This is a genomic window from Asticcacaulis sp. P4_H10, from assembly GCF_056400965.1.
Window position 1 is genome coordinate 368,930 of sequence record NZ_JBFUKH010000003.1, and the last position, 21,871, is coordinate 390,800.

The following is a 21,871-nucleotide window of genomic DNA, read 5'->3' on the forward strand; positions in this document are numbered from 1 at the left end:
CAGCGACGTCAATCTTCTTCTCGAAGCGGGCGATCAAGTCACGGTTGCCATTAACGAGGGCTTGCTCGGCTTCCCCTTCCGCTCATCGCGCTTCGTGAACCGATCGGCGATCCAACCTTGTCTTTACGCCCACCGTGGAGACGATTGTCCGGTCTGTCAGACGCGGCATATTGACTCTGTGCATATGCACATGTCATGAAGCCATATGGTTGTTCGCTCCCGTCTCGATGATTGTCACTGCTTCGCCATCCGCCAGGCGGCGCGGCAAATTACGCGCGCCTATGAAGACGTGCTGGCCGAGGTCGGGGTCACGACGGCCCAGTTTTCGATCCTTTCGCTGATCTGCGATAACGAAAAGCTGACCATGTCCGAGCTGACCGATCTGCTGAAGGCCGACCGCACTACCTTGCTGCGGGCGCTCAAGCCTTTGACACGAGCAGGGCTGGTTCAGAGTGACGTGGACGGCGCGGGCGGTCAGAAGCTGACCTACAGCCTGACCGTGGCCGGCCGGGAGCGGCTTGAGGCCGCCATACCGCTGTGGGAAAAGGCGCAAGGCCAGTTCGAAGCCCGGATCGGCGAAGACAAGACCCGCAAACTGCGCACCGATCTGCTCGATCTCGAACTGGACTGACGCGCGTAAACCGAAACCAAAGGCACGACCAAACATGTGCATATACACAGGAGCCAGGCAATGACGGAATTTGGCGTGGACAAACCCATCCTGGTGACAGGCGCGACCGGGAAGCATGGCGGCACCGGCCGGCATCTGGTTGATCGTCTGATCGGGGCGGGGCGGGCGGTCCGCGTTCTGGCGCGGCGCCGGACGGAGGTCACGGATGCGCTGGCTGTGCGCGGCGCGGAGGTCGTCATCGGCGACTTCTTCGATCGCGCGTCGCTTGTCCGTGCCTTGTCGGGCACAAGCGCCGTCAGCTTCACCTATCCGGTCAATGCCGGCGTCGTCGAAGCCGCCGCCAGTCTTGCCGCCGCGGTCCGCGAAACCGGCGAGGCGGTCAGGGTGGTCGTGACCTCCATGGGCGCCGCGCATCCGCAAAGCCCAAGCCACCTCGGCCGCGCCCAATGGCTGGCGGAGGAGGTCCTGGACTGGGCCGGGCTCGATATCTGCGTCCTGCGTATCGCGGCGCTGTTTTTCGAAAACCTGTCGATCCTGCACGGCGCGTCCGTCCACGACGAAGGCGTCATGCGCAACAGCTTTGGTGATGCGGAGGTGCCGTGGATCAGCGGCAGCGACGCGGCCCTGGTCGCCGCCGAGGCCCTGCTGCATCCTGAAAAGTTCCCGGGCCGTGTGCACACTATTCCGGGCGTCGAGGTGTTGAGCCACGCAGCGATCGCCGCCGTGCTGTCCCGCACCACCGGCAAGCCCGTCTGCTATCAGCCGGTCAGCCGCGATGACTGGGCGGCCGAGCTTCGGCGGCTGGCCGGGGGCGGGGACGGCGGGCCGGTCAATCCGGACATGGCCAGGCACATATCGGCCCTGGGGGTCATGTTCGCCCGCATGGGCGGGACCACCGGAGCCGTGCCGGACCTGGGTTATTTCGAGCGGCTCACCGGGCGGCAGCCGGTGACATTCGAAGCCTTTGCGGCCGCGAATACACAAATCTTCGGAGGTATGGTGTGATGGACCCGCACGGACCCTATCGTGAATTCGGCATTGTTCCGCCCGAAGTCGCCGGCGGCATGACCGGCCTTGAGTTCTTGCAAAAGCTGCTGACGGCGGAATTGCCGGCGCCGCCTTTTGCCCGGACGGCCCAGATATGGCCCGTGTCGGTCGCGCGCGGCCACGTCGTTTTCGCCGGTCAGCCGTCGGCCCAGTTCTATAACCCGATGGGTTTTGTGCACGGCGGCTGGATTTCGATGCTGCTTGACACCGTCATGGGCTGCGCGGTGCACTCGGCGCTGGGGGCAAGGCAGGGCTACACAACCATAGACCTGCATACGACATTCAGCCGCCCCCTGCGGGAGGACAGCGGCACGCTCAGGGCCGAGGGCACGCTGCTGCACGTGGGCGGCCGCATCGCCAGCGCCGAGGGCAAGCTGTTCGACAGCGATGGCCAGTTGATCGCCCACGGCACCGAAACCTGCTGCGTTATGGCGATGGGACGCTGAACCCAGGCTGTGGCCGGGCCTGACAATAATAGTCGCACCGCCTTGACCTGTCCCGCAATCCGCCACAATCCTGCCTTGTGATGGGCGGGCGCAGGGGAGGGGCAGGATGTCGAAGCTTTGGGTCATGGTCTGTGTCTCAGTCGCGGCGCTCGTGGCCCTGCCGGCCTGCGCGCAAGATCAGGCCGCCACAGTCCAAGCTGCCCGGCCGGTCGGAGACTGCACCGATAAGGACGTCTGTCGCTATATGGTCGACTTTTCGGCTGCGGAGGCGGTGGACCGGCTTAAAGGGGAGACGCTGGTCTACTGGATCGAAGGCGACATCATCCGGGTCGCGGCGCGCGCCGACGGCGAGGAGGTACGCCTGTGTTGTACGTTCCAGTCGTCCATGGCGTCGCTGGGCAAGGACGGCGGTCGCGGCATCTGGGGCGCGGTCTATCGTGTGCCGGCCATCGCGCAGTCCATCATCACCCTGACGCTGTCGAATGACGATGCGCCGAGACTGGTCTATCGCGGCCCGCAGGCGCCGCCACGGCCCGAAGCGGCGACGGTTCTGCAAGGCGCTGTCACTGAGCGCGACCTCGACAGCGTGCATCTCAAGGCACGGCGGGCGGTCAGGATTTACACGCCGAAAGCCGACGCACCTGATGCGGGATTTCCGGTCGTGTACCTGGCCGACGGGCAGAGTATGGATGCGTTCGCGGCGATCGTGGACAGGCTGATCGCGGACGGCGTCATAAGGCCGGTGGTCCTGGTCGGCATCGCCGCCGGCGATGGACCTGCCTTGCCGGGCGATACCTACGACCTGCGCGCCCGCGAATATATTCCCACGCCCGGCGCGATACCGGCCGATTACCTGAAACACGAAGCCTTTGTGTTGAAAGAGGTCATGCCGCTGGCCGAGCGCGACTATCACGCCAGCACGCGTCCCGGCGACCGGATGACGTTCGGATTTTCCAACGGCGCCGTCTGGGCCCTGAGCTTCGCCCTGCGTCAGCGCGAACAGTTTCAGCACGTGGCGGCGTTCTCGATGGGCATGCCGCCTCGCTATTTCGACTTTTCGGGTCAGGGGCCTCTCAAACTCTATCTTGAGGCCGGGCGCTTTGAAGAGGCGTTCTTCAAAAGCACACGGTCCGTCTGCCAGAAAGCGATCGCCAGCGGCGTCCCGTGCGGGTTTATGGACCTGTATGCCGGGCACGACAGCGAAGCCTGGGCCTACGCTTTTGCCCGGACGATGACCCTGGCTTTCCCGCGTTGAGCTATTGGGGACGCCGCCACGTGCGCCATCGATGCAGAACAGGCCCAGTCCTATCTCACCCCGCCCGAAGGCAAGACTTTGGACGACCTGCAGCGTGAGACCTTGCATCGTCAGGGCTCGCGCTAAAAAAAGCGGCGCCGTCACCCGTGTTGTCGGGCTGGTTCATTGCGCGGCCAGGGACGGTTAAAAAAATACAAGTGTCCACCGTTTGACCCTGATAGGAGAACAGGTTGCGGAATGGCGTATCCGCTGGACCGGCCTAGGGCAGCGGCATGACACATATCATCGATCCAACCTGGGCGCGGCGCAGCGTGCTGGCGGCGGGACTGGGCCTGGCCACCTTACCGCGCAACGGCCTTGGCCAGGTTGTCAACGCTCAGGCGACCAGGCAGGTTGAGCCGGACGGCAAGGGTGGCGTCCGTTTCGCTGCCCGCGTGGATCCCAGCCGGCGCATGATGATCGATGTCATGATCAACGCTGAAGGGCCGTTCCGCTTCATCGTCGATACCGGCGCCGAACGGTCGGTCCTGTCCGACGAAGTGGTGGGCCGGCTGGGTCTGCCGCCCGGACGGTCCGTCACCATATCCGGCGTGGCCGGGCGCGCCAGCGTGCCGACGGCCAAGGTCCATGAGTTGGGCTTTGGGCCTTTCTGCCGCCATGGCCTGACCCTTCCGGTCCTGCGCCGGGCCGCGCTCACCTGCGACGGTTATCTCGGCCTGGACGCCATCGACACGACCCGCGTCACCTTCGATTTCGCCCGCCAGGAGATACGCATCGAAGAGGCCGGCAGGCTCATCAACGAAAAACAGCCTGATGTGGTCCACGTCCGGACCAAGGGCAGCGGGGGCTATCTGCGTATCATGAACTGTCTGGTCGACACCGTTCTCGCCATGGCCTTCATCGATACCGGTGCCGAGGTATCCGTCGGGAACTCGGCGCTTATGGCGGCCATGGGCGTGCGCAACCGCAACTTCGCGCCCGGTGCCTATGTCAATCTGACCGGTGCGACCGGCGGGCTGCTGCAGGGACAGATCGTCCCCGTCAGGCGGATAAGGCTGCAGGACCTGGCCTTCACCGACGGTACGCTGGTCATCGCCGACGTTCCGGATTTCGACCTGTGGAAGGCAGCGACACGACCGGCCCTGCTGATCGGCATGGACTACCTGCGCCAGTTTGCATCGGTATCGCTCGACTATCGCAGCAAGGATATCCGCTTCGAACTCAGTGCCGCGCCACCGCACCCTTTGCCCGGTGTTAGCGTGGAGACTGCGTAACCGGCAATTCCGTTATCGCACCTCGTGTCCGCCTTCGGTTCGATATCGCTAAACTGTAATCAAGGGCGCTGCGTTTCCGGAATGGGTGCCGTCTCGTCCGCTTCTGGTGCGAAGGAAAGGAAGAAAAATCCCCCTTCCGTCATTTGCTTCGCAAATGCCACCTTCCCCGTAAACGGGGAAGGAAAAGCATCTATCTCGTTCCTTCCCGGTTTACGGGGAAGGTGGCAGCGAGCATAGCGGAGCTGACGGAAGGGGGACCTTCCTTCCGCTCATCGCGCAATGCGGAAGACGCGGATACGCTTCCGGCCGCGGGGAAAACGCGCCAATGTAGCCGGCACGATTCTGAAAGGCTTTCTTCATGCTGAGCGTCATCGGCGGTTCCGGCTTCTATGCGCTGGACGGGCTTGAGATCACCGCCGAACACGTCGTTGACACGCCGTTCGGCAAGCCCTCGGGCGCCATCTCCGAAGGCCGCTATCTGGGACAGCCAGTGCTGTTCCTGGCGCGTCACGGCAAGGGGCACACACTGCTGCCGCACGAGGTCAATTACCGAGCCAACATCTTTGCGCTGAAAGCCCTGGGGGCGCGACGGATCTTCAGCCTGTCGGCGTCGGGATCCTTGCGCGAGGACATCCGGCCGGGAGACCTGGCCGTCGTGTCGCAATATTTCGACCATACACGTGGCAAGCGCGAATACAGATTCTTTGGCAATGGCGTGGCGGCGCACATCTCGACCGCACACCCGGCCTGTCCGGCCCTGGCGTCCGACATCGCCGCCGCTGCCGCCCGCATCAACCAGCCCCTGCACCTGGACAAGACCTATGCCTGCGTGGAGGGGCCGCGTCTCGGCACCCGCGCCGAGAGCTTTTTCCTGCGTGACGCGGCGGCCTGCGATCTCGTCGGCATGACCAATGTCCCCGAAGCCTTTCTGGCGCGCGAGGCCCAGATGGCCTACTGCACGGTCTGCGTGGTGACCGACTATGACTGCTGGATGGACGACCCCGCCCAGCACGTCAGCGTCACAAGCTTCCTTGAGGTCTACGCCGCCTCGGTCGCCAAGGGCCGGGCGCTGCTGGCCGAGCTGATCCGCGCGCCGCTCACCGACACGCCGGCCGATATCCGAACGGCGTTGAAGGACGCGGTGCTTACCCCGGACAGTGCGATCTCTCCGGAACAGCGCGCCTGGCTGGACGTTCTGCGGGCTTAGGGGCTTACGCGAAGGCGACGATCGCACGGATATGCGGCGGCTTTTGGGACTTTCCCGGAAAGGCCGTGCCGCCTGAAAACCCTAAGGGGCGGTGAATTTCGCCTCCATCTATTTGACGTAGCGGTCGAAGACCTCGTCCGCCTATTCCAGTCTGTCCATTTCCCACTTTATAAAATGCGTATATCCGTCGCTTTCAGGTGCCGTGATGAGGACGCTGAACTTCGGGGATCCGGCATATTCCTGGCACCGGCCGTCGACGTACTTATAAAATACGTCGGTCTCTGCCATGAGTGCCGTTTTGTCCTGGGCATTGATGGCGGTAACGAGCTTGGCGTCGTGATCATTCAGCAGTGCGGTTGCGTTCTTGATGCCGGCGTCCTGCGAAGCGCTCATCATGCCGTAGGCCATGTCCTCGGGAATGCCGTCCTTTATCGCCTGGTTGATCGTGGGGGCAACGGTTTTCTCCACGGTATCTTTGTCCGTCAGTGTGGTATATCCCGCAGCCCGGCAGAGGTGGACCATAGACAGAAAACCGCTGATTTCGTCGATCTTGCGGGTGAAGGCGATATAGTCGGGCGCCGCCGCATTCGCGGGCAAGGCGCAGAGCATGATCGCGCCGGTAAGGATCGATATCCACGTCTTCATTGCTCGCCCTTCTAAATTGTTCGCGTTTTGTGCTAAACATTTTCATGCATAGATTGCAAGCACCCGATGGTGTTTTTCACCGTCAATCGAAGGCGTATGTATAGAAATCGTCGAGCTCACGCGGCTGCCAGGTGTCGGCGATGACTTTCAGAATGTCCGTGATGTGCGAAGCCAGCCGCCATTAAGCCGATGCTCCTGAAAGTCGCTGACGCCCAGAAAGTCGCTGCCGTGTTCTTCGATCATCGCCGCCATTTTTCTTGTGTTTTCTGGCCCAATGGAGTGCATAGCCGGCGCGTCCCTCAAGATCGAAAATACGGTCGCAGGGCGGGGTGCAGGCCCGGATGGCCTATCGCACGGTTTGCGTGGTCACCAATTACGACTGCTGGATGGACAATCCGGCCCACCTCGTCCGCATCGCACCTTAATGGCTGGCCAGCCAGGCCTTGGCCTCGACACCGGACCTGGCCAGCTCGGCCTTGGTAAGAACCTCTAGCAGACCGGGCTTCAGCTCTATTTCGTCTTCCTGGCCAAGCTTTTCGGCAATGATCAGCCAGACCATGGCCTGTGCCGCGTTCGTCGGCTGCCCCAGCTTGCCACGCGCGTTGACTATGGCCATCTGGTAGGCCGCGTAGGCGTTGCGTTTGTCGGCCGCCAGTTTCGTCCATTTCAGCTCTTTCACGCCGCCGGGATCCGGGGCCAGCCTGAGGCCGTATACGGCCGCCATCAGCGCCAGGTCATCCGGCGCGCCCTGTTCGGCCTTGTACTCAAGATAGTCGGTATAGGTACCGGCATGCCCGGACTTCTGGAAGGCGCCCGGCGCAATGCCGTTACCGCCTTTGGCCAGGCGCGCGCAGATCGGCGACCAATAGGCAAAAACGTCGCTCATCCAATTATAGCCGGTGACAGGATCTTCAGGCGCGGCCGCAGGGTTGTAGTGCACCTTCATCTGCGTCATGGCGGCGGTCAGTTGCAAGGAGGCGTAGCTGTCGGCATAGGCGGGAGCCACCCCCCTGGATGACGCTGTGGAGAAGACGGCTTTCAGGTGCGCGTCGGCCCGTTCATGGTCCGCGTCGAAGCCAACATAGCCGCAGGGCGCCGTGGACACGAAGACCTGGCTCTGGGCCGTGATCTCGTTTTCCCATTTTGTCCGCTCTTGCAAACTGTCGGCGAACGCAGGTGTGGTGGCCAGCAGCAGGCCGGCAGCGAGAAGGAGGTTGCGCATGGTATCCCTTATGGTTGTTGCGGCTGGCGCGCCAGGGTCGCGGTGGGCAGTTCAACCTTGACCAGCTTCCACGAAAAGACGTTGCGGCGTTCGAAGATGAAGCTGACGTGCTGGGTTGGATCGGACTGGGAGACGGCCGACGAGCGGAAGCGGTCTATACTATCATAGGTGAACTGGTGCTTCGGCCGGTCGGCATCGGAGGTCGCCGCCGGCGCTTCACCGGCCGTCGGCGCGGTGTGGCCGGACGCCAGGGCGCTCAGACCCTTGGGGGACACCATCATATCGACGGCGCCGCCCACCATGGCCGGAACCATGGCCACGGCCATGCCGGCAAAGGGATTGTCCCGCATCTCAGGATCGTTGGTCATGCTGTCGGTCAGGACCTCGGTCATCTGCGTGCGCAGGCTGTCCTTGACGGCCGGAAAATCGACCAGCGCCTCGATCTTTTTCTGGTCGCCCCTGCGCATGGCCTCGACAAGCGCCGAGGCCGCGAAAAACGGCGAGGCGAAGTAGGCCGTTGCCAGGGCCATGACAATTGCAGCCGCTGCCCCGAGTCCTATAAGATTCTTCTGTTTCATAATGCCCCTTAAGTCATCCTGTGCCTGACGAAGCTATTCCTCGGCAAGGTCCTTCGTCTTGATCCGTTTGAACAATTCGAAGCCCGGTTCCTGAGGCGCGGTAAGCACCGGGCGGAAGCGCGGCATCTTAGCCAACGCGGCGCACTTGCCGTCGACGTGGTCGAACCAGGCCCTGGCTGCCTTGTCTGTCTCGGCCGCATTACCGGCCGTGGCCGCCCGCTTGAACGCCAGCTTGTAATCAAGCGCTTCGAACTGTTCGTTCATACTGGTCAGCTTGTAGGCATTAAGCATCATGCTTTCGGCCATGTCATGCGTCATGCCGCCGGCGACCGCCTGCGCGATGGTATCGTACACGACCTGTTTCATGGACGCGACTTCGCCCGTGTAGCCGGCCAGAGGGCATTCCCCAACCACGGCCATGAACACGCTTACTTCGTCTACGGCTTTGAGATAGGAGCCCGTGTCAAGCGCTTGCGCTTGCGCCATACTCGGCAGGGCGATGCCACAGAACGCCGCCATGATCGCGCCGGCCCAAACCGGTCTGAGTGATTTCATTATAAGGCCCCCTTAGATCAACGCGCCCCGTTGATCATGTTCTTGCTTTGTACACAGACCACAGTCGCGCATGGATTGCAACCCTCTCCATGTGTCGCCGATGCGGGTGCATAGCTCGCCTGACATCAGGAAGGTGCTGATCGCATCGATTTTTCGGTTGAAGGCGACGTAGTCGGGCGCCGCTGCGTTCACGGGCGCAGCGGCCGCTAGGGCCACGCCGGCCAGTATGGATATCCACGTCTTCATTGTCTTGCTCGTCAAGGTGCTCGCGTTTGCGATGATTTTTACGCACAGATTGCAAGCGCCAGATGGCGCTTTCACCATCATTCAACGGCACTATGTGTAAATTCCTCGCGCTCATCTGAGTGCGCGTTAGAGAAGTCGTGTCGCTGCTATTCCGCTTCCCACTTGGCGAGCAGCCACTGGTAGAAGTGCTTGTATCCGCCGCTTTCCGGAGCGGTGATATAGGTTTTGAATTCCGCAGACCGGGCAAAACCGCCGCAGCGGGTATCTAGCGTCTTGTAAAGCGCGTCGGCATTTGCGCGGACAGCCGCCGGGTCGTTTGCCCTGCCCGCCGCAGCGCTCCGGGCCCGGAATTCCTTCCAAAGCGTGATTTCTTCCTGCGCGGCCGCTTGGAGTGATGCCTTCATCATGCCGTGTGCCATGTCTTCGGCCATGCCGTCCTTTACCGCCTGGGCAACGGTCGGCTTGATCGTGTTTTCGACAACCTGCGGCGCGTAGGTATAGCCGACGGCCTCGCACAGGTCCTTTCCGGCAAGGAAGGCGCTGACGCCGTCGATCCTGTTGGTAAAGGCGATAATATCCGGAGCGGCGGAGGCGGAAGCCGGTATGACTGCGAGCAGGACGGTCGCGGCGAAACCCGTGATGGCTGTTTTCATTGTGAGGTCCTTCTGACGCGGTGTTTACGTATATGTTCTTGTTTTGTACGCATAACCCGCGCACGGAAGAATTGCAACCCTGGGGCGGTCTTTTTTTATACCCGCCTGACGATTGCGATCACCCGGCCGATGATCTCCATCGAGCCGTCCGCCGCCATGTCGGGCGGGATCAAGGGATTGTCCGACAGGATCTGATAGCCGTTTTGCGTTGGCCGCAGGCGCTTGATCTGGCCGTGGCCGTACTGTGTGATCGCCCAGATCTTGTCGCCCATGCTGGGCTGGGTCTGGGTGCGGTCGCACAAGAGGATATCGCTGTCGCCGATGGTCGGGCTCATCGAGTCGCCCGCGCCGATGACAAAGAACAGCTGGGTCAGCGACGAGGTCGTGAACTGCCGGATCCAGTTCTTCGGAAAGTCCATCACGTCTTCGGTCACCGCTTCGTCGAACGGCTGGCCGCCGCCCATGCCGAAGCGCAGGTCAATCTGCGGCACCTTGACGATATCGCCTTCGACGCGGCTGTCGCGGATGACGACGGGGCCTGCGTCCAGCACGAAATCGTCGTCGGTCAGGTAGGCCGCCGGCACCTGAAGCTCACGCGCAAGCGCAGCCAGGTTGTCGCCGTAGACGCTGTCCTTCTTGCCCTTGAAGATGTCGGCGATGAAGTCCTTGCCGAAGCCGGCATCCAGCGAGGCGCGCGCCGCGCTTTTGCCAATGACGGGGAGGCGGGCGCGGATTCGCCGGGCCAGCAAGGATTCGGTCAATGTCTCAGTCATGGCGGAAATATCCGCTTTAAAAATATCGGCCGCAATGCGTATCTTTCCGCTTGTTAAAAGCGGAAGTATCCGTTTATAGTGCGGGTGTGGATTACGAACTTCGGACTCATCTGCTGACATGCGCGCACCTCTTTGCGGCCAGACGGGGCTTCAGGGACGCGACGGTCGGCAACATGTCCGCCGGAGACTGGCGCTTTTTCGAGCGCCTGAGGAACGGGCGGGCCTTTACGGTCCGCAAGTATGATGAGGTCATGAGTTGGTTCTCCAACAACTGGCCTGATGAGGAATGGCCGGCCGCAGTTCCGCGTCCGGCGGTGACTTACACTCCATAGGCGGAATCTTCCGCCAAGACTACTGACTCCCTGAAACTGGCCCCGCGCTGGCTATTGCGGCGCGGGGCGCCTTTTCAATCGACTCAATACGGGATAATCCTGAATGGAACATTTCATGAACAGTGTTACCTGTCCAGCGCTTTATTTCGCGGTCGGCGGAATCGTCGCCGCTGTGCTGGACGCGCACCGCCACACCTACGCCGAAAGCCTGACCGGGACCGACACCGACCGCGCGCGCCGTATCTGCCTGTGGGGCTGGGCGGCGGACATGCTGCTCTGGCCGCTCTACGCCTTTGAGGCCGTGGCCGCCGGCGTGGCGCACCTTCTGAAGCGGGGGCGGGCATGAACGGCATCACCCCTTCCGAACGGCGCTGCCTCGACGCCATCCTCAATCTGACCAGCCAGGGTGTCGCGCCGTCCTACGAAGAGATCGGCCGGCTGACCGGTATCGGCAAGACCGCCGTCTTCCGGCACATCCACGGCCTGGTCTATCTCGGCTATATCGCCCGGACGCCCGGCAAGTCGCGCTCCCTGCGCGTCATCAAGCACACCGACATCGCCGACGGCGTGGCGTGCCTGGTGCGCCAGTACGGCGCCGATGCGGTCGCCGCCGAGTTGAAAGCCCATTCTTCGGCAAGCCTGGGATGACCGCGCCCTATATCCCGCTCTATGTCGGCGACTACCTGGCCGACACGACGCACCTGACGCGGTCGGAGCACGGCGCCTATCTGCTGCTGCTCATGGCTATGTGGCGCAGTGGCGGCAAGCTGCCGGCCGACGATGTCCGGTTGGCGAAGCTGGCGCACTGCAGCGACGCCGAATGGGCGGGGATGCGCGGCACGATCCTGGCGTTTTTCCGCCGCCGCCGTGGCGTGCTGACGCAGAAGCGGCTGACGGTGGAACACGCGAAATACACCGACACGATCGCGAAACGTTCGGTGGCTGGAAAACGTAATGCCGGAAAAAGATATAATAAAAACAATGAAGAAGCTGTTGGTAATGGCATGCCAGACGACAGCCAATACCATGACAACCAGAACCAGAACCAGAACCAGAACCCTAACCCTAATCAAAACCATTTGCTTCCTGCTGAGGCTGCGGCGGACTGGCCCATTTCGCGAACGGAGTGGGTCGATGCCTTGATCAGCGCGACCGGTTGCGCCGATCCGGCCCGCGATATCTGGCCGCGGACGTCCGCGCCGGTCCTGCTGGCCTGGCATGAGATCGACCGCTTCGAATGGCGCGATGTCGTGACCGGCGTCCGCACCGTGCTGCTCAATGCCCGCCGGCCCATTGCCCCGAAAAGCTGGCTGTTCTTCGGCCCCGCCATCGCCGAAGCCCGCCACCTGCGCACCCAACCGACACCGGAGCCGACCCATGCCGAACCCAAAGGTCCTTACCGCACCCGCGCCCAACGCAACCAGGACTCGACCATCGCCGCTTTCGGCCGCGCATTTGGCGGAGCTGCCCCTGGCGAGGCTGAGTTTGAAGGCTCTGCGTGAGCATCCCGACCAAGCGCGCCTGCGCGCCGATGCGATGCGCGTCCTGGCCGACAATGCGCCGGCCAGCGACGCCGAGCTGGGGCAGGTCATCCTGACGCTTCTGATCATGTACGCCGAGTTCGACCGCCGCGCCGAAGCTTCGAAAACCCTGGTCCTGGCGCAGTGGCGCCAAAGCCTGAAGGGCTGGCCGCGCGATGTGCTTGAGCGCGCGGCGCAGGGCTGGATCAACGGCGACAAGGCGGCCTTTGCGCCGCAACCGGGCGACATTCTGGCGCACTGCCAGCGCCTGGGCGCCTTCCGCAAAGCCATGGCGCGCAAGGCCCGCGAATTCCTCGATCTGACCGGAGACACACAATGACGAAGCACGACCCACTTTTCCGCCCCGTTTCGGCTGAGACCGAGAGCGAAGCCTCGCCCTCCCTCCGCCCTGTCGCCGAAGGCGATGGGGAGGGGGACCGCACGAGGCCGCGCTTGCGCGGACGAGATGTGGTGGAGGGGTCTCTTGCTTCCACTCACACCCAATCCCACAACCGCCTGTGGTACGTCCTGCGCCATCGCAACGACCCGGCAACCATCCGGCTGATGCTGGCCGACATGGCGCGCGAAGGCTATGAGAGCTACCTGCCGCAACTGCTGCGCCGCCGCCGTCCGATGCGCAACGGCCGGCTGGCGACCAAGCTCGAATGGGTGCCTGAGCCCCTGTTCGGCGGCTATGTCTTCGCCCGCAAAGCGCCTGACCGGACGCCTGTGCGGCCGATGATCAGCCTCTACGGCGTCGAAGGCCGCATAGCGATCGGCGCGGTCAAACCCGTGGTCATCGACGCCATCCGCGCGCGGGAAGTCACGCTCGACGGCCTGACGGGCTGGGTGCCTGAGCGCGAGCGCCGGCATGTGCCGGTGGAATCGTGGCGGGCAGGGCTGCAACCCGGCGCCGAGGTCGAGATCGAAACCTGCGGCACCTTCCTGCGCGCGGTCGTAACGGCCAATGACGGCATGGGGCGCCTGCGCGCGCTGCTGGATTTGTTCGGCCGCTCGACGGCGATCACGGTCGACCTGCCAGTGAAGGTAAGAGCGGTGGAGTAGGAAATTAGTGCCAACTGAAAGAGCAAGTAAGATTGCTTGCAATTGGCTCGTTAAGAGACAATAGATTTGTTACACGCTGGGGGCGATTCAATCGACATGACGCAACGCAGAGAACATTTTTATTATGTTGAACTTCGGTTAGCTAACGTCCGGGCCTTTAAGAGCCAGCAGACGTTGAAGTTGACGGATGCTTCCGGCAGTCCATCACGATGGAATTTAATCCTGGGGGAAAATGGGTGCGGTAAAACGACAATTCTTCAATGCCTTGTCCGAATGCGCCCTATCGCGGCCTTCCAACGAAAAAAGACAGGGGTTAACTACAGTGGCGCTCCAACATTTGTTGATCCAGAGTTAGCTGAACATTCGAATGATGAAATCACCGGATTTATCAGAAATCGCGCAAGTGAGTCTGCTTCTATCGATGCGATATTAAGCAACGTAAAATTTAATCAGAAGGTCACGTCAGAGGCACGGTTTAAAATTGGAGCAAATATAGAGCATTCTAATGGAGAGTTGACGGATGTTTCTATTCTCCAGGCAAAGCATACACTATCTAAACCCGACCCTCTGGTTATCGCTTATGCGGCAGGACGACACGTTGGTCATTCCAACATTGTTTCGATTCAAGACCGTGATCAAAACCAGACCTTGTTCGATGAAGGACTCGATTTATACGACGCGTCAGAAGTTCTCGACCGACTACATCATGCCATGGTGGACGAAAAGGCGCGGGCGCAAACCGAAGCAGCTCAGCAAGTCGATGCGAAAAGATTTAATATTTTGATCGCGGCTGTTGCTGCTTTGCTGCCGGATACGAAACCTGAGGATGTTGATGTGAGGGGGCCGGATGTCCCTAATCGCTCCAAAACGCAGCACGGTATACATGTTCGAACGAAATCAGGTTTTGTAGCGTTGAATAGCCTAAGTGTTGGATATCAAACCATGTTTGCGTGGACCGTCGATCTCGCATGGCGGCTCTTTATCGCGTATCCAGCAAGTGCGAATCCCCTTGCTGAGCCTGCAGTTGTTTTAATCGACGAAATTGATCTTCATCTCCATCCGATGTGGCAGCGCTCTCTCAGGGCTCATCTTCTTGAGCATTTCCCAAACGTTCAGTTCATTGCAACGACTCACAGTCCCGTCACGGCACAAGAGTCTATTGCTGCTGGGGCGAATGTAAGCGTTGTACGCTGGAACGATGATGAAGCTGTAATTATCAATAACCCGCTCCCACAAAATGAGTGGCGCGTCGATCAGGTGTTAGTAAGTGACTTGTTCGACTTTAATTCAGCTCGCAGTCCTGCTGCTGAGGTTAAGTTGGAGCGCCGTAAACGCTTAATCAGTAAAGCGCGCTTGACTGCCGCAGAAAAAATTGAACTTAAAGGCTTGGACGAATTTGCCTTGGCGCTTCCAACTGAGTTGTCTCCTGAAGAGCAAAGGGTTCGAGACGCGCTCCGTGTACTGGCTACCAACGCGCTTAAGTCCTAGAAGCCAAATGATTAGAATCGTTAAAGGTAGGGCCCCGGCCGTGCTGCGGAAAAGAGCGGCAAAATCCCATGGAGCGTTGGCAAAAAATTACGATTCTGAACCAGATGAATATGATTCTGGTAGGAAGACATTGAAAGTCACGCAGCTTTATTGTCATGCAGATGTACACGCTGAGCTTGATAGAATTCAACATGGAAAATGTTGTTATTGTGAAGTGATGGTTCCTGAGCCTTACGGTTCTGCTCACGTTGAGCACTACAGGCCGAAAGCGTATTCTCAGCAGGCAAAGCGTGAGCCTAAATTGTATCCGGGTTATTATTGGTTATCTTATAAATGGTCAAATCTCTATCTAAGTTGCCAGGTGTGCAATTCTTTTCATAAGAAAAACTTATTCCCACTCGTTGCGCCCGAGCAACGAGCGCGAAAGCGTCGTGACAACTTAAGACTGGAGGATCCTTTGCTACTTGATCCTGGTGGCAGTGAAGATCCCCGTCAGCATATTATCTACCACGCCGAAGTTCCGAAGGGTGTCAGTGCCAAGGGAAAAAAGACGATCGAGGTCGTTGGCCTTGCCGACGAGCGTCACGGGGAGCCGAGACGTAAGCGTTTAGCGGACCTTGACGAAATCAGACGACTTGTCTTGCGTTTCCGTGTCAATCCTGATCCTGAAGTGCAGCAACTAGTGGAGGATAGCCGGGAAGTGCTGAGAAGGTCCATGCTTCCATCAGCACCTTACAGCGCAATGGTTTGGGATTATTTTAAGGATTTGCCATTTCCGTAGCGTGGTAAATTTTTCCCTGCTTGTGTAATGCGCTATCGCGATTTAGATATCATTTGATTTATGATTATAAAGCGTAATTCATATGAGTGTTGCTATTTTTGTTATGAGCGTTATATTTATTTTCTATTGTATAAATCTATTTTAGTTTATTTATTCACTTTTATTGATTCGGCATATGTTTTGCATGTGCAATGATAATTCAAATGATTTGCGCAAATGCCGTTTTTAAACCGGATTTTACTTTTTGCGACATTTTTTGACAATTTGTTATGGCAAGCTTATTTTCCTTTTTAACATTTGCAGATTCGGAGAATTTTGCCGTGGAAAACTCAACCGTTAAACAATCTTTGTCTGTCAAGGCGCAGGCCGTGGACAGCGCGACGCTGGCCCGTTTGATCAAGGAAGTCCGTAACGAGGACCTCAACACATCTAACCGCGCTTATGACCGGGTTCATAATCGCCATAACCGATAGTCATCAATGAGATGACGCAAATCGACACTGTGCTGCTTAAGGTGGCGAGCAGGTGCAATCTCGATTGCTCCTATTGCTACGTCTATCATATGGGCGATGATGGCTGGAAATCTCAGCCGAAGCTTATGAGCGATAGCGTCAAGGCGGCGGTTGTCGAACGTCTGGAAGAATTAGGCCGGGAGCAGACCGAGCCGTTCAGTATTGTGCTTCATGGCGGCGAGCCGCTAATGCTCGGCAAGGCGCGGCTTGATGCGTTTCTGGGTTCACTTCGCAGTGTCTTGCCTGCAAAGACGGGCATTCATATCCAGACCAACGGACTGCTGCTATCCAATGAGATGCTCGATGTGCTTGCCAGGCACGGCGTCGGGATTTCGGTGAGCCTGGATGGCCCCGAGGCGGTCCACGACAAGTTCCGGATCGATCATCAGAAAAACGGATCTCAAGCCAAGGTGCTGGAGGCTATCAAGCGTCTGGTGGCGCACCCGCAGGCCGTTCAGTTGTTTTCAGGCGTGCTTGCCGTCATCGATCCTGAATCCGACCCCGAAGAGGTATATTCGGCGTTGAAGGCCACCGGTGCGCCTAGCATTGACTTCCTGTATCGCGATGGAAATCACACGACGTTGCCTTACAAAAAGGCCACCTTCGATTCCACAGAGTACGGGACGTGGATGAGCGCGATTCTGGATCTTTATCTGGCTGATCCTGAGCCGCCGGTCATTCGTGTGCTCGACGACATGATCAAGCTTCTGCTCGGTGGGCGCGGCGCCAAGGAAGGGGTCGGAATTACCGATTACGGTATTTTGGTCATCGATACGGATGGATCGATCCAAAAGAATGACACACTTAAGAGCACATATTCGACCGCTGACAAGTTCAAGAGCCCCTGGTCTGTGCTGCACCATCGGCTAAGTGACGTCATCAACAACGAAGACTTTAAGACCTACCACGTCGCGCAAAGACCGACCGCCGCAGCGTGTGCCTCTTGCCCGGTTCTTCATGTTTGCGGCGGCGGCATGCCGGCGCACAGGTGGAGCGCGGAGCGGGAGTTCGATAATCCAACTGTATTCTGTGCGGATCAGCAGTTGCTTATCGAGCGGATGCGGGCTTGGACCTCGGAACACGAACGCGCAATCGCATGACCACGCTAAACACAAGTCTCGCGGCAAAGACGGCATCGCCATTTCCGCATTTTCAAGTTGAGGACCTATTGCCCGCCGCCGATGCGGAGCGGCTCCTTTTGTGGTTTCAGACCGAAGCCCCCTGGAAGTTGGTCATCGAGGAATTTTACGAGCAGTACGAATTCAGCTTGCTGTCTGTGCCGCTCCCGGACGACCTGCAGTTCCTGATCTCTCCACAGTTCGTGGCTCAGACGGTCGAGCTCATAGGGGAGGGTGTCAGCGAGGAAGCTGACCTTGACCTGGTTGAGATCGCCGCACATCGGCTGACGGATGGCCAAACGATACGGGTGCACAACGACTATATCGGCGATGAAGAAACCCATCGCCTGCTTGTACAGATCAATACCGGATGGGGGACAGATCAGGGCGGCTTTCTGATGCTGTTCAACAGCAAGCATCCTGAGGATGTCGCGGAAATCGTTGTTCCCCAGCACAATACGGGTTTCGGATTTGAAATCTCGCCTCGGTCGTTCCATGCGGTGTCGACCATCCATTCCGGTGAGCGGTTTACGCTTGTTTACACGTTCAAGCGACGGGCATGAGCGCGCTGACACGGACGGGGACCGATGAGCCTTGGTTGCTCGACCTCGGCGACCTCTGCGCTTTGCGTTCCATCGACGAACATAAGCCGCTTCGCGGGAAACTCTTTGAAGTCGATAGACGCACGGCGTCGCTTTTAAGCGAACGCGGCATCGAGTGTTCGAAGAATTACGCTACAGCAGATATTGTGGAGGCACTCGATCGAGTAGATGCATTGCTTTCTCAAGTGCCCAGCCTGCAGAAGCGAATAGACTTTTGCGTAAAAGAGATTGTTGTGTTGCAGGCGCCATCTGACGAATACGATGTCAGTCACAGTGAGCCACAGTGGCCCGGCAGAATTTACACATCTATCCCTAATTGCTCGTTGGTTCAGGAACTTCGGGTTGTTGAGGCCATCGTGCATGAAGCCATGCATTTGAATCTTACGCTTTATGAGCAAGTTGCTGACGTTTTCAAATATCCAGACAAGTTGCTTTATTCACCCTGGCGCGAACAAGCCCGACCGGCGTCAGGGGTTTTTCACGGGTTTTTTGTATTTAGGTGTGTCGAACGGTTCTTTCGTCAGTTCGTTCTAGCCAATGAAAACAATGACGAGAGAGCCGGTTTTGTCAGTCGCAGGCTCGATCAGATAAATATAGAAATTTCGCAGATCGATATGGAAGGTTTGAGTAATTGCATGGGCATCGATGGGAGAAAACTGCTTAACCGACTAGCTTCCCCATAGAGCCGTAGCACTCTCCTCGCATTGAAAATTGATGCGCCCAAAGCGAGTCTCCCTAATCCCCAAAGGAGACTCCCATGACCGATACCGCCGATATCGAACGCAAGTTCTGGAAAGCCATCCGTTCCGACCGCACCGCCATGCTGTGGGTTGAGGGCACGCCGGGCTCAAAGCCCATGACCGTGCTGCCTGATGGTGACGCTGACCAAGGGCCGTTCTGGCTGTTCACCTCGACCGAGAGCCACGCCGTCGAGGCTTTGAAGCCCGGCAATGCCGCCAGTCTGGCCTTCTCAAGCAAGGGCCATGACGTCTTCGCCAGCATCGATGGCCGGTTGACCGTCGACAATGACCGCGCCGTCATCGATCGCCTCTGGAACCCCTTCATCGCCGCCTGGTACGAGGGCAAGGACGATCCCAAGCTGTGCCTGCTGCGTTTTGACCCGACGGACGCCAAGGTATGGATCGATGCGTCGAGCCTGCTGGCCGGGGTGAAGATGCTGTTTGGCGCCGATCCGAAGCAGGACTTCAAGGACAAGGTCGCCGAAGTCAGCCTCTGACGCGCAAAATCGCTAGGCGGTCCTCCGGTCATCGGATAAATTGTGTCCGATCGGTTGGCTGGGGGATTGCCGTTGCGTCTGACGATTTTGCTGAGCCTTATGGTGGCGCTGGCGCCATCGCTGGCGTTTGGCGCGCCTGCTGGCGTGTCCGGCACCTGGACCAATGTCCGGGTCGATGACCGCAATGGCGACACGCGCGGGATGATCGTCGAGGTGCGCGATGGCTCGGTCATCGTCACCGACTGCGACAAGCAATGCGGCCAGCCCGTGGTGGCCGACGCCAGGATCGACGGCAAGCGCCTCACGTTCAGCGTCAGGCTGGGACGGGGCGTCAGCCGCTTTACCGGCGAGGTGCGCGACGACGGCACCCTGGTGCTCAGGGTGGCGGGCCGGCCGTGGAACGCTCAGATCCTGCAGCCGGCGGCGGCCGAGGCGCGGTCCCTGGAAGCGGACGACGCCGTGGCACCTCCGCCGCAGCCCGTGGCCGGGCAGCCGGTCGTCGTCCCCAGCCTGGCCGGCATGACGTTTGACGCGGAACCGAAGACAACCGGCCTGATCCATGTCGCGGCGAAGACAGCGCCGGCCGCGCGCTTTGCCGGGTTCTATTCCAACATCGTCTATCGCGAAGGCGCTGAGCACACCTATGGCATGGGGATCGATTTCCGCCCGGGCAAAAGCCCCGTCGTCACGGTGCACGACTGCGACTTCTATTGCGAGCACACCGAAACCGTGCCGGTCCGGATGCGCGGCTATCGCATCAGCTATACGCTTAAAGAGGACATGACGGACTATCCGGCGAATGGCCGCCGCTTTGTCGGTGAGTTCCGCGCCGATGGCACGCTGAAGGTCTGGGGCGAGGGCTATCCGCAATTGGCGCGGGTGCTAAGGCCGCGGGCGAAGGAGTGAGGCGCGCGAGGGTTTTGTGGTCAGCATGCGCCGCCATTGGGCGCCGGTTCTTCGGTCGAGATGGCGTCGATGGTGCGCATCTCTGCCGCTTCGTCGATGCGGGTGATGAAGACCTCGACCGGGCCGCAGTCGACCTGGCCGCCGAAAGGCGAGCAGAAGGCGATTTCGGCAGCGTCGCGGCCGACACCGATGCGGATCAGCCCGTCGAGATCGGCCTGGCGCGTGGCGTCGAACAGCCACCAGCGGCCATCGAGATAGACTTCGAAGACGGCGTGGAAATCGGCGGGCTTGAGGCCATAGGCATAGCAGCTGACGTAGCGCGCGGGGATTTCCAGCGCGCGGCAAAAGGCGATGCCCAGGTGCGCGAAATCGCGGCACACGCCGGCGCGCAGCAGCAGGCTTTCCGAAGCGGTCGTCTGTTCGTTTGATGCGCCGCGCCGGTAGTCGATATTGGCATGGATCCAGTTGCAGATCGCCGTGATGCGGCTGTAGCCCGGCAGCAGGTGGCCGAATTCCCGCCGCGCGAAGTCAGCCAACCGGTCCGACGGCACGAAGCGCGACGGCAGCAGGAACGGCATGATGTCGAGCGGCAGGTCCTGGACCGGTGTTTCGGGAACTGACGCGGGATCGGCGCGGAACGGTTCCAGCGTCACTTCGGCTTCGTAATGGATGGTCAGCGGGCCGGGCTGGGCGTGGATGCCGAAATAGCGGTTGTTGATATCGGGCACCGTGTGGGTGTTGGCGGCGATATCGGGGGTGACGGTCAGACGTTCAACCAGGTCGCGGTGGCGCTTGAGCCGGGCGACTTCGAGGTTGAAGATGAAGACGGTCGGGGTCTGCACTGTGTAGGACAGGGTGCAACCCAGCGTGTAACGCATGGCCATGTAGACTTTCGGGCAGGCTTAGGTTTCAGGACAGGATGTGGCGACCGTCGCATTGCCGCCCGTCAGGATTCAATGTGGCTCTCGGCGCCTTCAGGCAAAACGCATCTGGGCCGAACCACCCGTGGCGTAAATGTCGGACATGGCGCGTTTGACCGTGTCGTTGGCTTCGGTGCGCGACTGGAAGATGCCCCAGAAGGCGGCATTGCGGAAGACTTCCCAGCCCAGGCCGCGCGCCGTGATGCGGAAGCGGACGGGAACGTTTTCGTAAGCCAGGCCAGGTTCGCCGACCGTCGGGAAGATATCGTCCCAATAGTGCGAAGGCGTTTGTGGTGGGGAATGTTGTGACATGGTAAATTCTCAGAGCGATGTGCGGAAAAGTGTGAGCGGTTTTCCGCTTAAACATCGCGAAAAAGCAAAATTAGAATATAAAAACGCCCGGCACCAGAGGCGCCGGGCGTCTGCTAGGTCGCTAAAAGCTGCGATTACGCGGTGGCGAGATTCGCCGCCGAGCTCTTGCCGCGCTCAAGCACGATGTCATAAGAAATCTTCTGGCCGTCCATCAGCGTGCGCAGGCCTGCGCGTTCCAGGGCGCTGATGTGAACGAAGACGTCGTTGCCGCCGTCATCGGGCTGGATGAAACCAAAACCCTTGGTGGCGTTAAACCATTTGACTGTACCACTGGCCATGAGGGCCTCCTTAGAAAAGCACGTTCGTGCAGTATCGTCGCGCGAGATTGCGCGTCCGGTCCGAAAGTAGCAATGCTTGGAAGTGGCCTTGGTGGCGCAGACAAAGTCAAAGGTCTGTTTTCGAATAATATTATTCTCTCATGGGGCGAGGGGAAAAGCAAGGTAAATAATAATTTTTGCAACTTGCCGTTCAGTATTGACATAAAAT

General features: G+C 59.6%; 30 protein-coding genes. 19 read left to right on the top strand and 11 right to left on the bottom strand.

Annotated elements, in window-relative coordinates; all coding sequences use genetic code 11:
• Positions 1-205: 205 nt before the first annotated feature.
• The 6 genes from AC1DON_RS07970 to AC1DON_RS07995 all read left to right on the top strand — a co-directional run bounded on the left by AC1DON_RS07970 (position 206) and on the right by AC1DON_RS07995 (position 5,860).
• Entirely contained in the window at positions 206-631 is a 426-nt protein-coding gene (locus tag AC1DON_RS07970) for a MarR family winged helix-turn-helix transcriptional regulator (protein ID WP_476934247.1), read from the top strand.
• A 75-nt stretch (positions 632-706) separates the two neighbouring features.
• On the top strand, positions 707-1,636 hold the full coding sequence (locus AC1DON_RS07975) for an NmrA family NAD(P)-binding protein (protein WP_476934248.1): 930 nt from the start codon (positions 707-709) through the stop codon (positions 1,634-1,636).
• Positions 1,636-2,124: a PaaI family thioesterase gene (locus AC1DON_RS07980; RefSeq protein WP_476934249.1), complete on the top strand. Its 489-nt coding sequence runs from the start codon at positions 1,636-1,638 to the stop codon at positions 2,122-2,124. Before AC1DON_RS07975 ends, AC1DON_RS07980 begins: the two co-directional genes overlap by 1 nt.
• A gap of 106 nt (positions 2,125-2,230) precedes the next feature.
• Positions 2,231-3,379: an alpha/beta hydrolase gene (locus AC1DON_RS07985; protein ID WP_476934250.1), complete on the top strand. Its 1,149-nt coding sequence runs from the start codon at positions 2,231-2,233 to the stop codon at positions 3,377-3,379.
• Between the two features lie 272 nt (positions 3,380-3,651).
• Positions 3,652-4,653: an aspartyl protease family protein gene (locus AC1DON_RS07990; RefSeq protein WP_476934251.1), complete on the top strand. Its 1,002-nt coding sequence runs from the start codon at positions 3,652-3,654 to the stop codon at positions 4,651-4,653.
• A gap of 358 nt (positions 4,654-5,011) precedes the next feature.
• Positions 5,012-5,860, top strand: a complete 849-nt coding sequence (locus tag AC1DON_RS07995) for an MTAP family purine nucleoside phosphorylase (protein WP_476934252.1) — start codon at positions 5,012-5,014, stop codon at positions 5,858-5,860.
• A 141-nt stretch (positions 5,861-6,001) separates the two neighbouring features.
• Here the strand turns inward: AC1DON_RS07995 and AC1DON_RS08000 are convergent, their stop codons facing one another.
• From AC1DON_RS08000 to AC1DON_RS08030, 7 genes are all read right to left on the bottom strand, one after another.
• Positions 6,002-6,505 (bottom strand): hypothetical protein, encoded by a 504-nt coding sequence (locus AC1DON_RS08000; protein ID WP_476934253.1) that lies wholly within the window; start codon positions 6,503-6,505, stop codon positions 6,002-6,004.
• Positions 6,506-6,926: 421 nt separating this feature from the next.
• Positions 6,927-7,727 (bottom strand): hypothetical protein, encoded by an 801-nt coding sequence (locus AC1DON_RS08005; RefSeq protein ID WP_476934254.1) that lies wholly within the window; start codon positions 7,725-7,727, stop codon positions 6,927-6,929.
• 8 nt (positions 7,728-7,735) lie between these two features.
• On the bottom strand, positions 7,736-8,305 hold the full coding sequence (locus tag AC1DON_RS08010; RefSeq protein ID WP_476934255.1) for a DUF2939 domain-containing protein: 570 nt from the start codon (positions 8,303-8,305) through the stop codon (positions 7,736-7,738).
• Positions 8,306-8,338: 33 nt separating this feature from the next.
• Positions 8,339-8,860, bottom strand: coding sequence for a hypothetical protein (locus AC1DON_RS08015; protein ID WP_476934256.1), 522 nt, complete (start codon positions 8,858-8,860; stop codon positions 8,339-8,341).
• A 12-nt stretch (positions 8,861-8,872) separates the two neighbouring features.
• A complete protein-coding gene (locus AC1DON_RS08020) occupies positions 8,873-9,187 on the bottom strand; it encodes a hypothetical protein (protein WP_476934257.1) in 315 nt (104 codons plus the stop codon).
• A 65-nt stretch (positions 9,188-9,252) separates the two neighbouring features.
• Positions 9,253-9,759: a hypothetical protein gene (locus AC1DON_RS08025; RefSeq protein WP_476934258.1), complete on the bottom strand. Its 507-nt coding sequence runs from the start codon at positions 9,757-9,759 to the stop codon at positions 9,253-9,255.
• A gap of 95 nt (positions 9,760-9,854) precedes the next feature.
• Positions 9,855-10,532 carry a S24 family peptidase gene (locus AC1DON_RS08030; protein ID WP_476934259.1) on the bottom strand — a complete coding sequence of 226 codons (678 nt, stop codon included), beginning with the start codon at positions 10,530-10,532 and terminating at the stop codon, positions 9,855-9,857.
• Between the two features lie 447 nt (positions 10,533-10,979).
• On the opposite strand from AC1DON_RS08030, the gene AC1DON_RS08035 reads away from it, so the two are divergent.
• From AC1DON_RS08035 to AC1DON_RS08065, 7 genes are all read left to right on the top strand, one after another.
• Positions 10,980-11,210, top strand: a complete 231-nt coding sequence (locus tag AC1DON_RS08035) for a hypothetical protein (RefSeq protein ID WP_476934260.1) — start codon at positions 10,980-10,982, stop codon at positions 11,208-11,210.
• The gene (locus AC1DON_RS08040) at positions 11,207-11,512 is read left to right on the top strand and encodes a LexA family protein (protein WP_476934261.1); all 306 of its coding nucleotides are present in this window, start codon (positions 11,207-11,209) and stop codon (positions 11,510-11,512) included. Before AC1DON_RS08035 ends, AC1DON_RS08040 begins: the two co-directional genes overlap by 4 nt.
• Entirely contained in the window at positions 11,509-12,366 is an 858-nt protein-coding gene (locus AC1DON_RS08045) for a YdaU family protein (protein WP_476934262.1), read from the top strand. The genes AC1DON_RS08040 and AC1DON_RS08045 overlap by 4 nt, the downstream gene beginning before the upstream one ends.
• Complete coding sequence (locus AC1DON_RS08050) at positions 12,350-12,724, top strand: hypothetical protein (protein WP_476934263.1); 375 nt, start codon at positions 12,350-12,352, stop codon at positions 12,722-12,724. The genes AC1DON_RS08045 and AC1DON_RS08050 overlap by 17 nt, the downstream gene beginning before the upstream one ends.
• Positions 12,721-13,449, top strand: coding sequence for a transcription termination/antitermination NusG family protein (locus tag AC1DON_RS08055; protein ID WP_476934264.1), 729 nt, complete (start codon positions 12,721-12,723; stop codon positions 13,447-13,449). Before AC1DON_RS08050 ends, AC1DON_RS08055 begins: the two co-directional genes overlap by 4 nt.
• A 96-nt stretch (positions 13,450-13,545) precedes the next feature.
• Positions 13,546-14,937: an AAA family ATPase gene (locus AC1DON_RS08060; protein ID WP_476934265.1), complete on the top strand. Its 1,392-nt coding sequence runs from the start codon at positions 13,546-13,548 to the stop codon at positions 14,935-14,937.
• A gap of 40 nt (positions 14,938-14,977) precedes the next feature.
• Positions 14,978-15,718 carry an HNH endonuclease family protein gene (locus AC1DON_RS08065; RefSeq protein ID WP_476934266.1) on the top strand — a complete coding sequence of 247 codons (741 nt, stop codon included), beginning with the start codon at positions 14,978-14,980 and terminating at the stop codon, positions 15,716-15,718.
• Positions 15,719-15,917: 199 nt separating this feature from the next.
• Here the strand turns inward: AC1DON_RS08065 and AC1DON_RS08070 are convergent, their stop codons facing one another.
• On the bottom strand, positions 15,918-16,118 hold the full coding sequence (locus AC1DON_RS08070) for a hypothetical protein (protein ID WP_476934296.1): 201 nt from the start codon (positions 16,116-16,118) through the stop codon (positions 15,918-15,920).
• On the opposite strand from AC1DON_RS08070, the gene yhhA reads away from it, so the two are divergent.
• From yhhA to AC1DON_RS08100, 6 genes are all read left to right on the top strand, one after another.
• Positions 16,087-16,191, top strand: coding sequence for a YhhA family cyclophane-containing RiPP (gene yhhA / locus AC1DON_RS08075; protein WP_476934295.1), 105 nt, complete (start codon positions 16,087-16,089; stop codon positions 16,189-16,191). The genes AC1DON_RS08070 and yhhA overlap by 32 nt on opposite strands.
• Positions 16,192-16,202: 11 nt before the next feature.
• Positions 16,203-17,330 carry a cyclophane-forming radical SAM/SPASM peptide maturase YhhB gene (gene yhhB, locus AC1DON_RS08080; RefSeq protein WP_476934267.1) on the top strand — a complete coding sequence of 376 codons (1,128 nt, stop codon included), beginning with the start codon at positions 16,203-16,205 and terminating at the stop codon, positions 17,328-17,330.
• Positions 17,327-17,911, top strand: coding sequence for a cyclophane-containing peptide 2OG-Fe(II) oxygenase YhhC (gene yhhC / locus AC1DON_RS08085; RefSeq protein WP_476934268.1), 585 nt, complete (start codon positions 17,327-17,329; stop codon positions 17,909-17,911). The genes yhhB and yhhC overlap by 4 nt, the downstream gene beginning before the upstream one ends.
• Entirely contained in the window at positions 17,908-18,633 is a 726-nt protein-coding gene (locus tag AC1DON_RS08090; protein WP_476934269.1) for an aKG-HExxH-type peptide beta-hydroxylase, read from the top strand. The genes yhhC and AC1DON_RS08090 overlap by 4 nt, the downstream gene beginning before the upstream one ends.
• A 74-nt stretch (positions 18,634-18,707) precedes the next feature.
• Positions 18,708-19,187, top strand: coding sequence for a pyridoxamine 5'-phosphate oxidase family protein (locus AC1DON_RS08095; RefSeq protein ID WP_476934270.1), 480 nt, complete (start codon positions 18,708-18,710; stop codon positions 19,185-19,187).
• Positions 19,188-19,259: 72 nt separating this feature from the next.
• Positions 19,260-20,093, top strand: a complete 834-nt coding sequence (locus AC1DON_RS08100; RefSeq protein WP_476934271.1) for a hypothetical protein — start codon at positions 19,260-19,262, stop codon at positions 20,091-20,093.
• A 20-nt stretch (positions 20,094-20,113) separates the two neighbouring features.
• Here AC1DON_RS08100 and AC1DON_RS08105 read toward each other — a convergent pair whose 3' ends face one another.
• The 3 genes from AC1DON_RS08105 to AC1DON_RS08115 all read right to left on the bottom strand — a co-directional run bounded on the left by AC1DON_RS08105 (position 20,114) and on the right by AC1DON_RS08115 (position 21,663).
• Positions 20,114-20,977: a transglutaminase-like domain-containing protein gene (locus AC1DON_RS08105; RefSeq protein ID WP_476934272.1), complete on the bottom strand. Its 864-nt coding sequence runs from the start codon at positions 20,975-20,977 to the stop codon at positions 20,114-20,116.
• Positions 20,978-21,067: 90 nt separating this feature from the next.
• The gene (locus AC1DON_RS08110; RefSeq protein WP_476934273.1) at positions 21,068-21,325 is read right to left on the bottom strand and encodes a hypothetical protein; all 258 of its coding nucleotides are present in this window, start codon (positions 21,323-21,325) and stop codon (positions 21,068-21,070) included.
• Between the two features lie 134 nt (positions 21,326-21,459).
• Positions 21,460-21,663: a cold-shock protein gene (locus AC1DON_RS08115; RefSeq protein WP_476934274.1), complete on the bottom strand. Its 204-nt coding sequence runs from the start codon at positions 21,661-21,663 to the stop codon at positions 21,460-21,462.
• Positions 21,664-21,871: the final 208 nt, after the last annotated feature.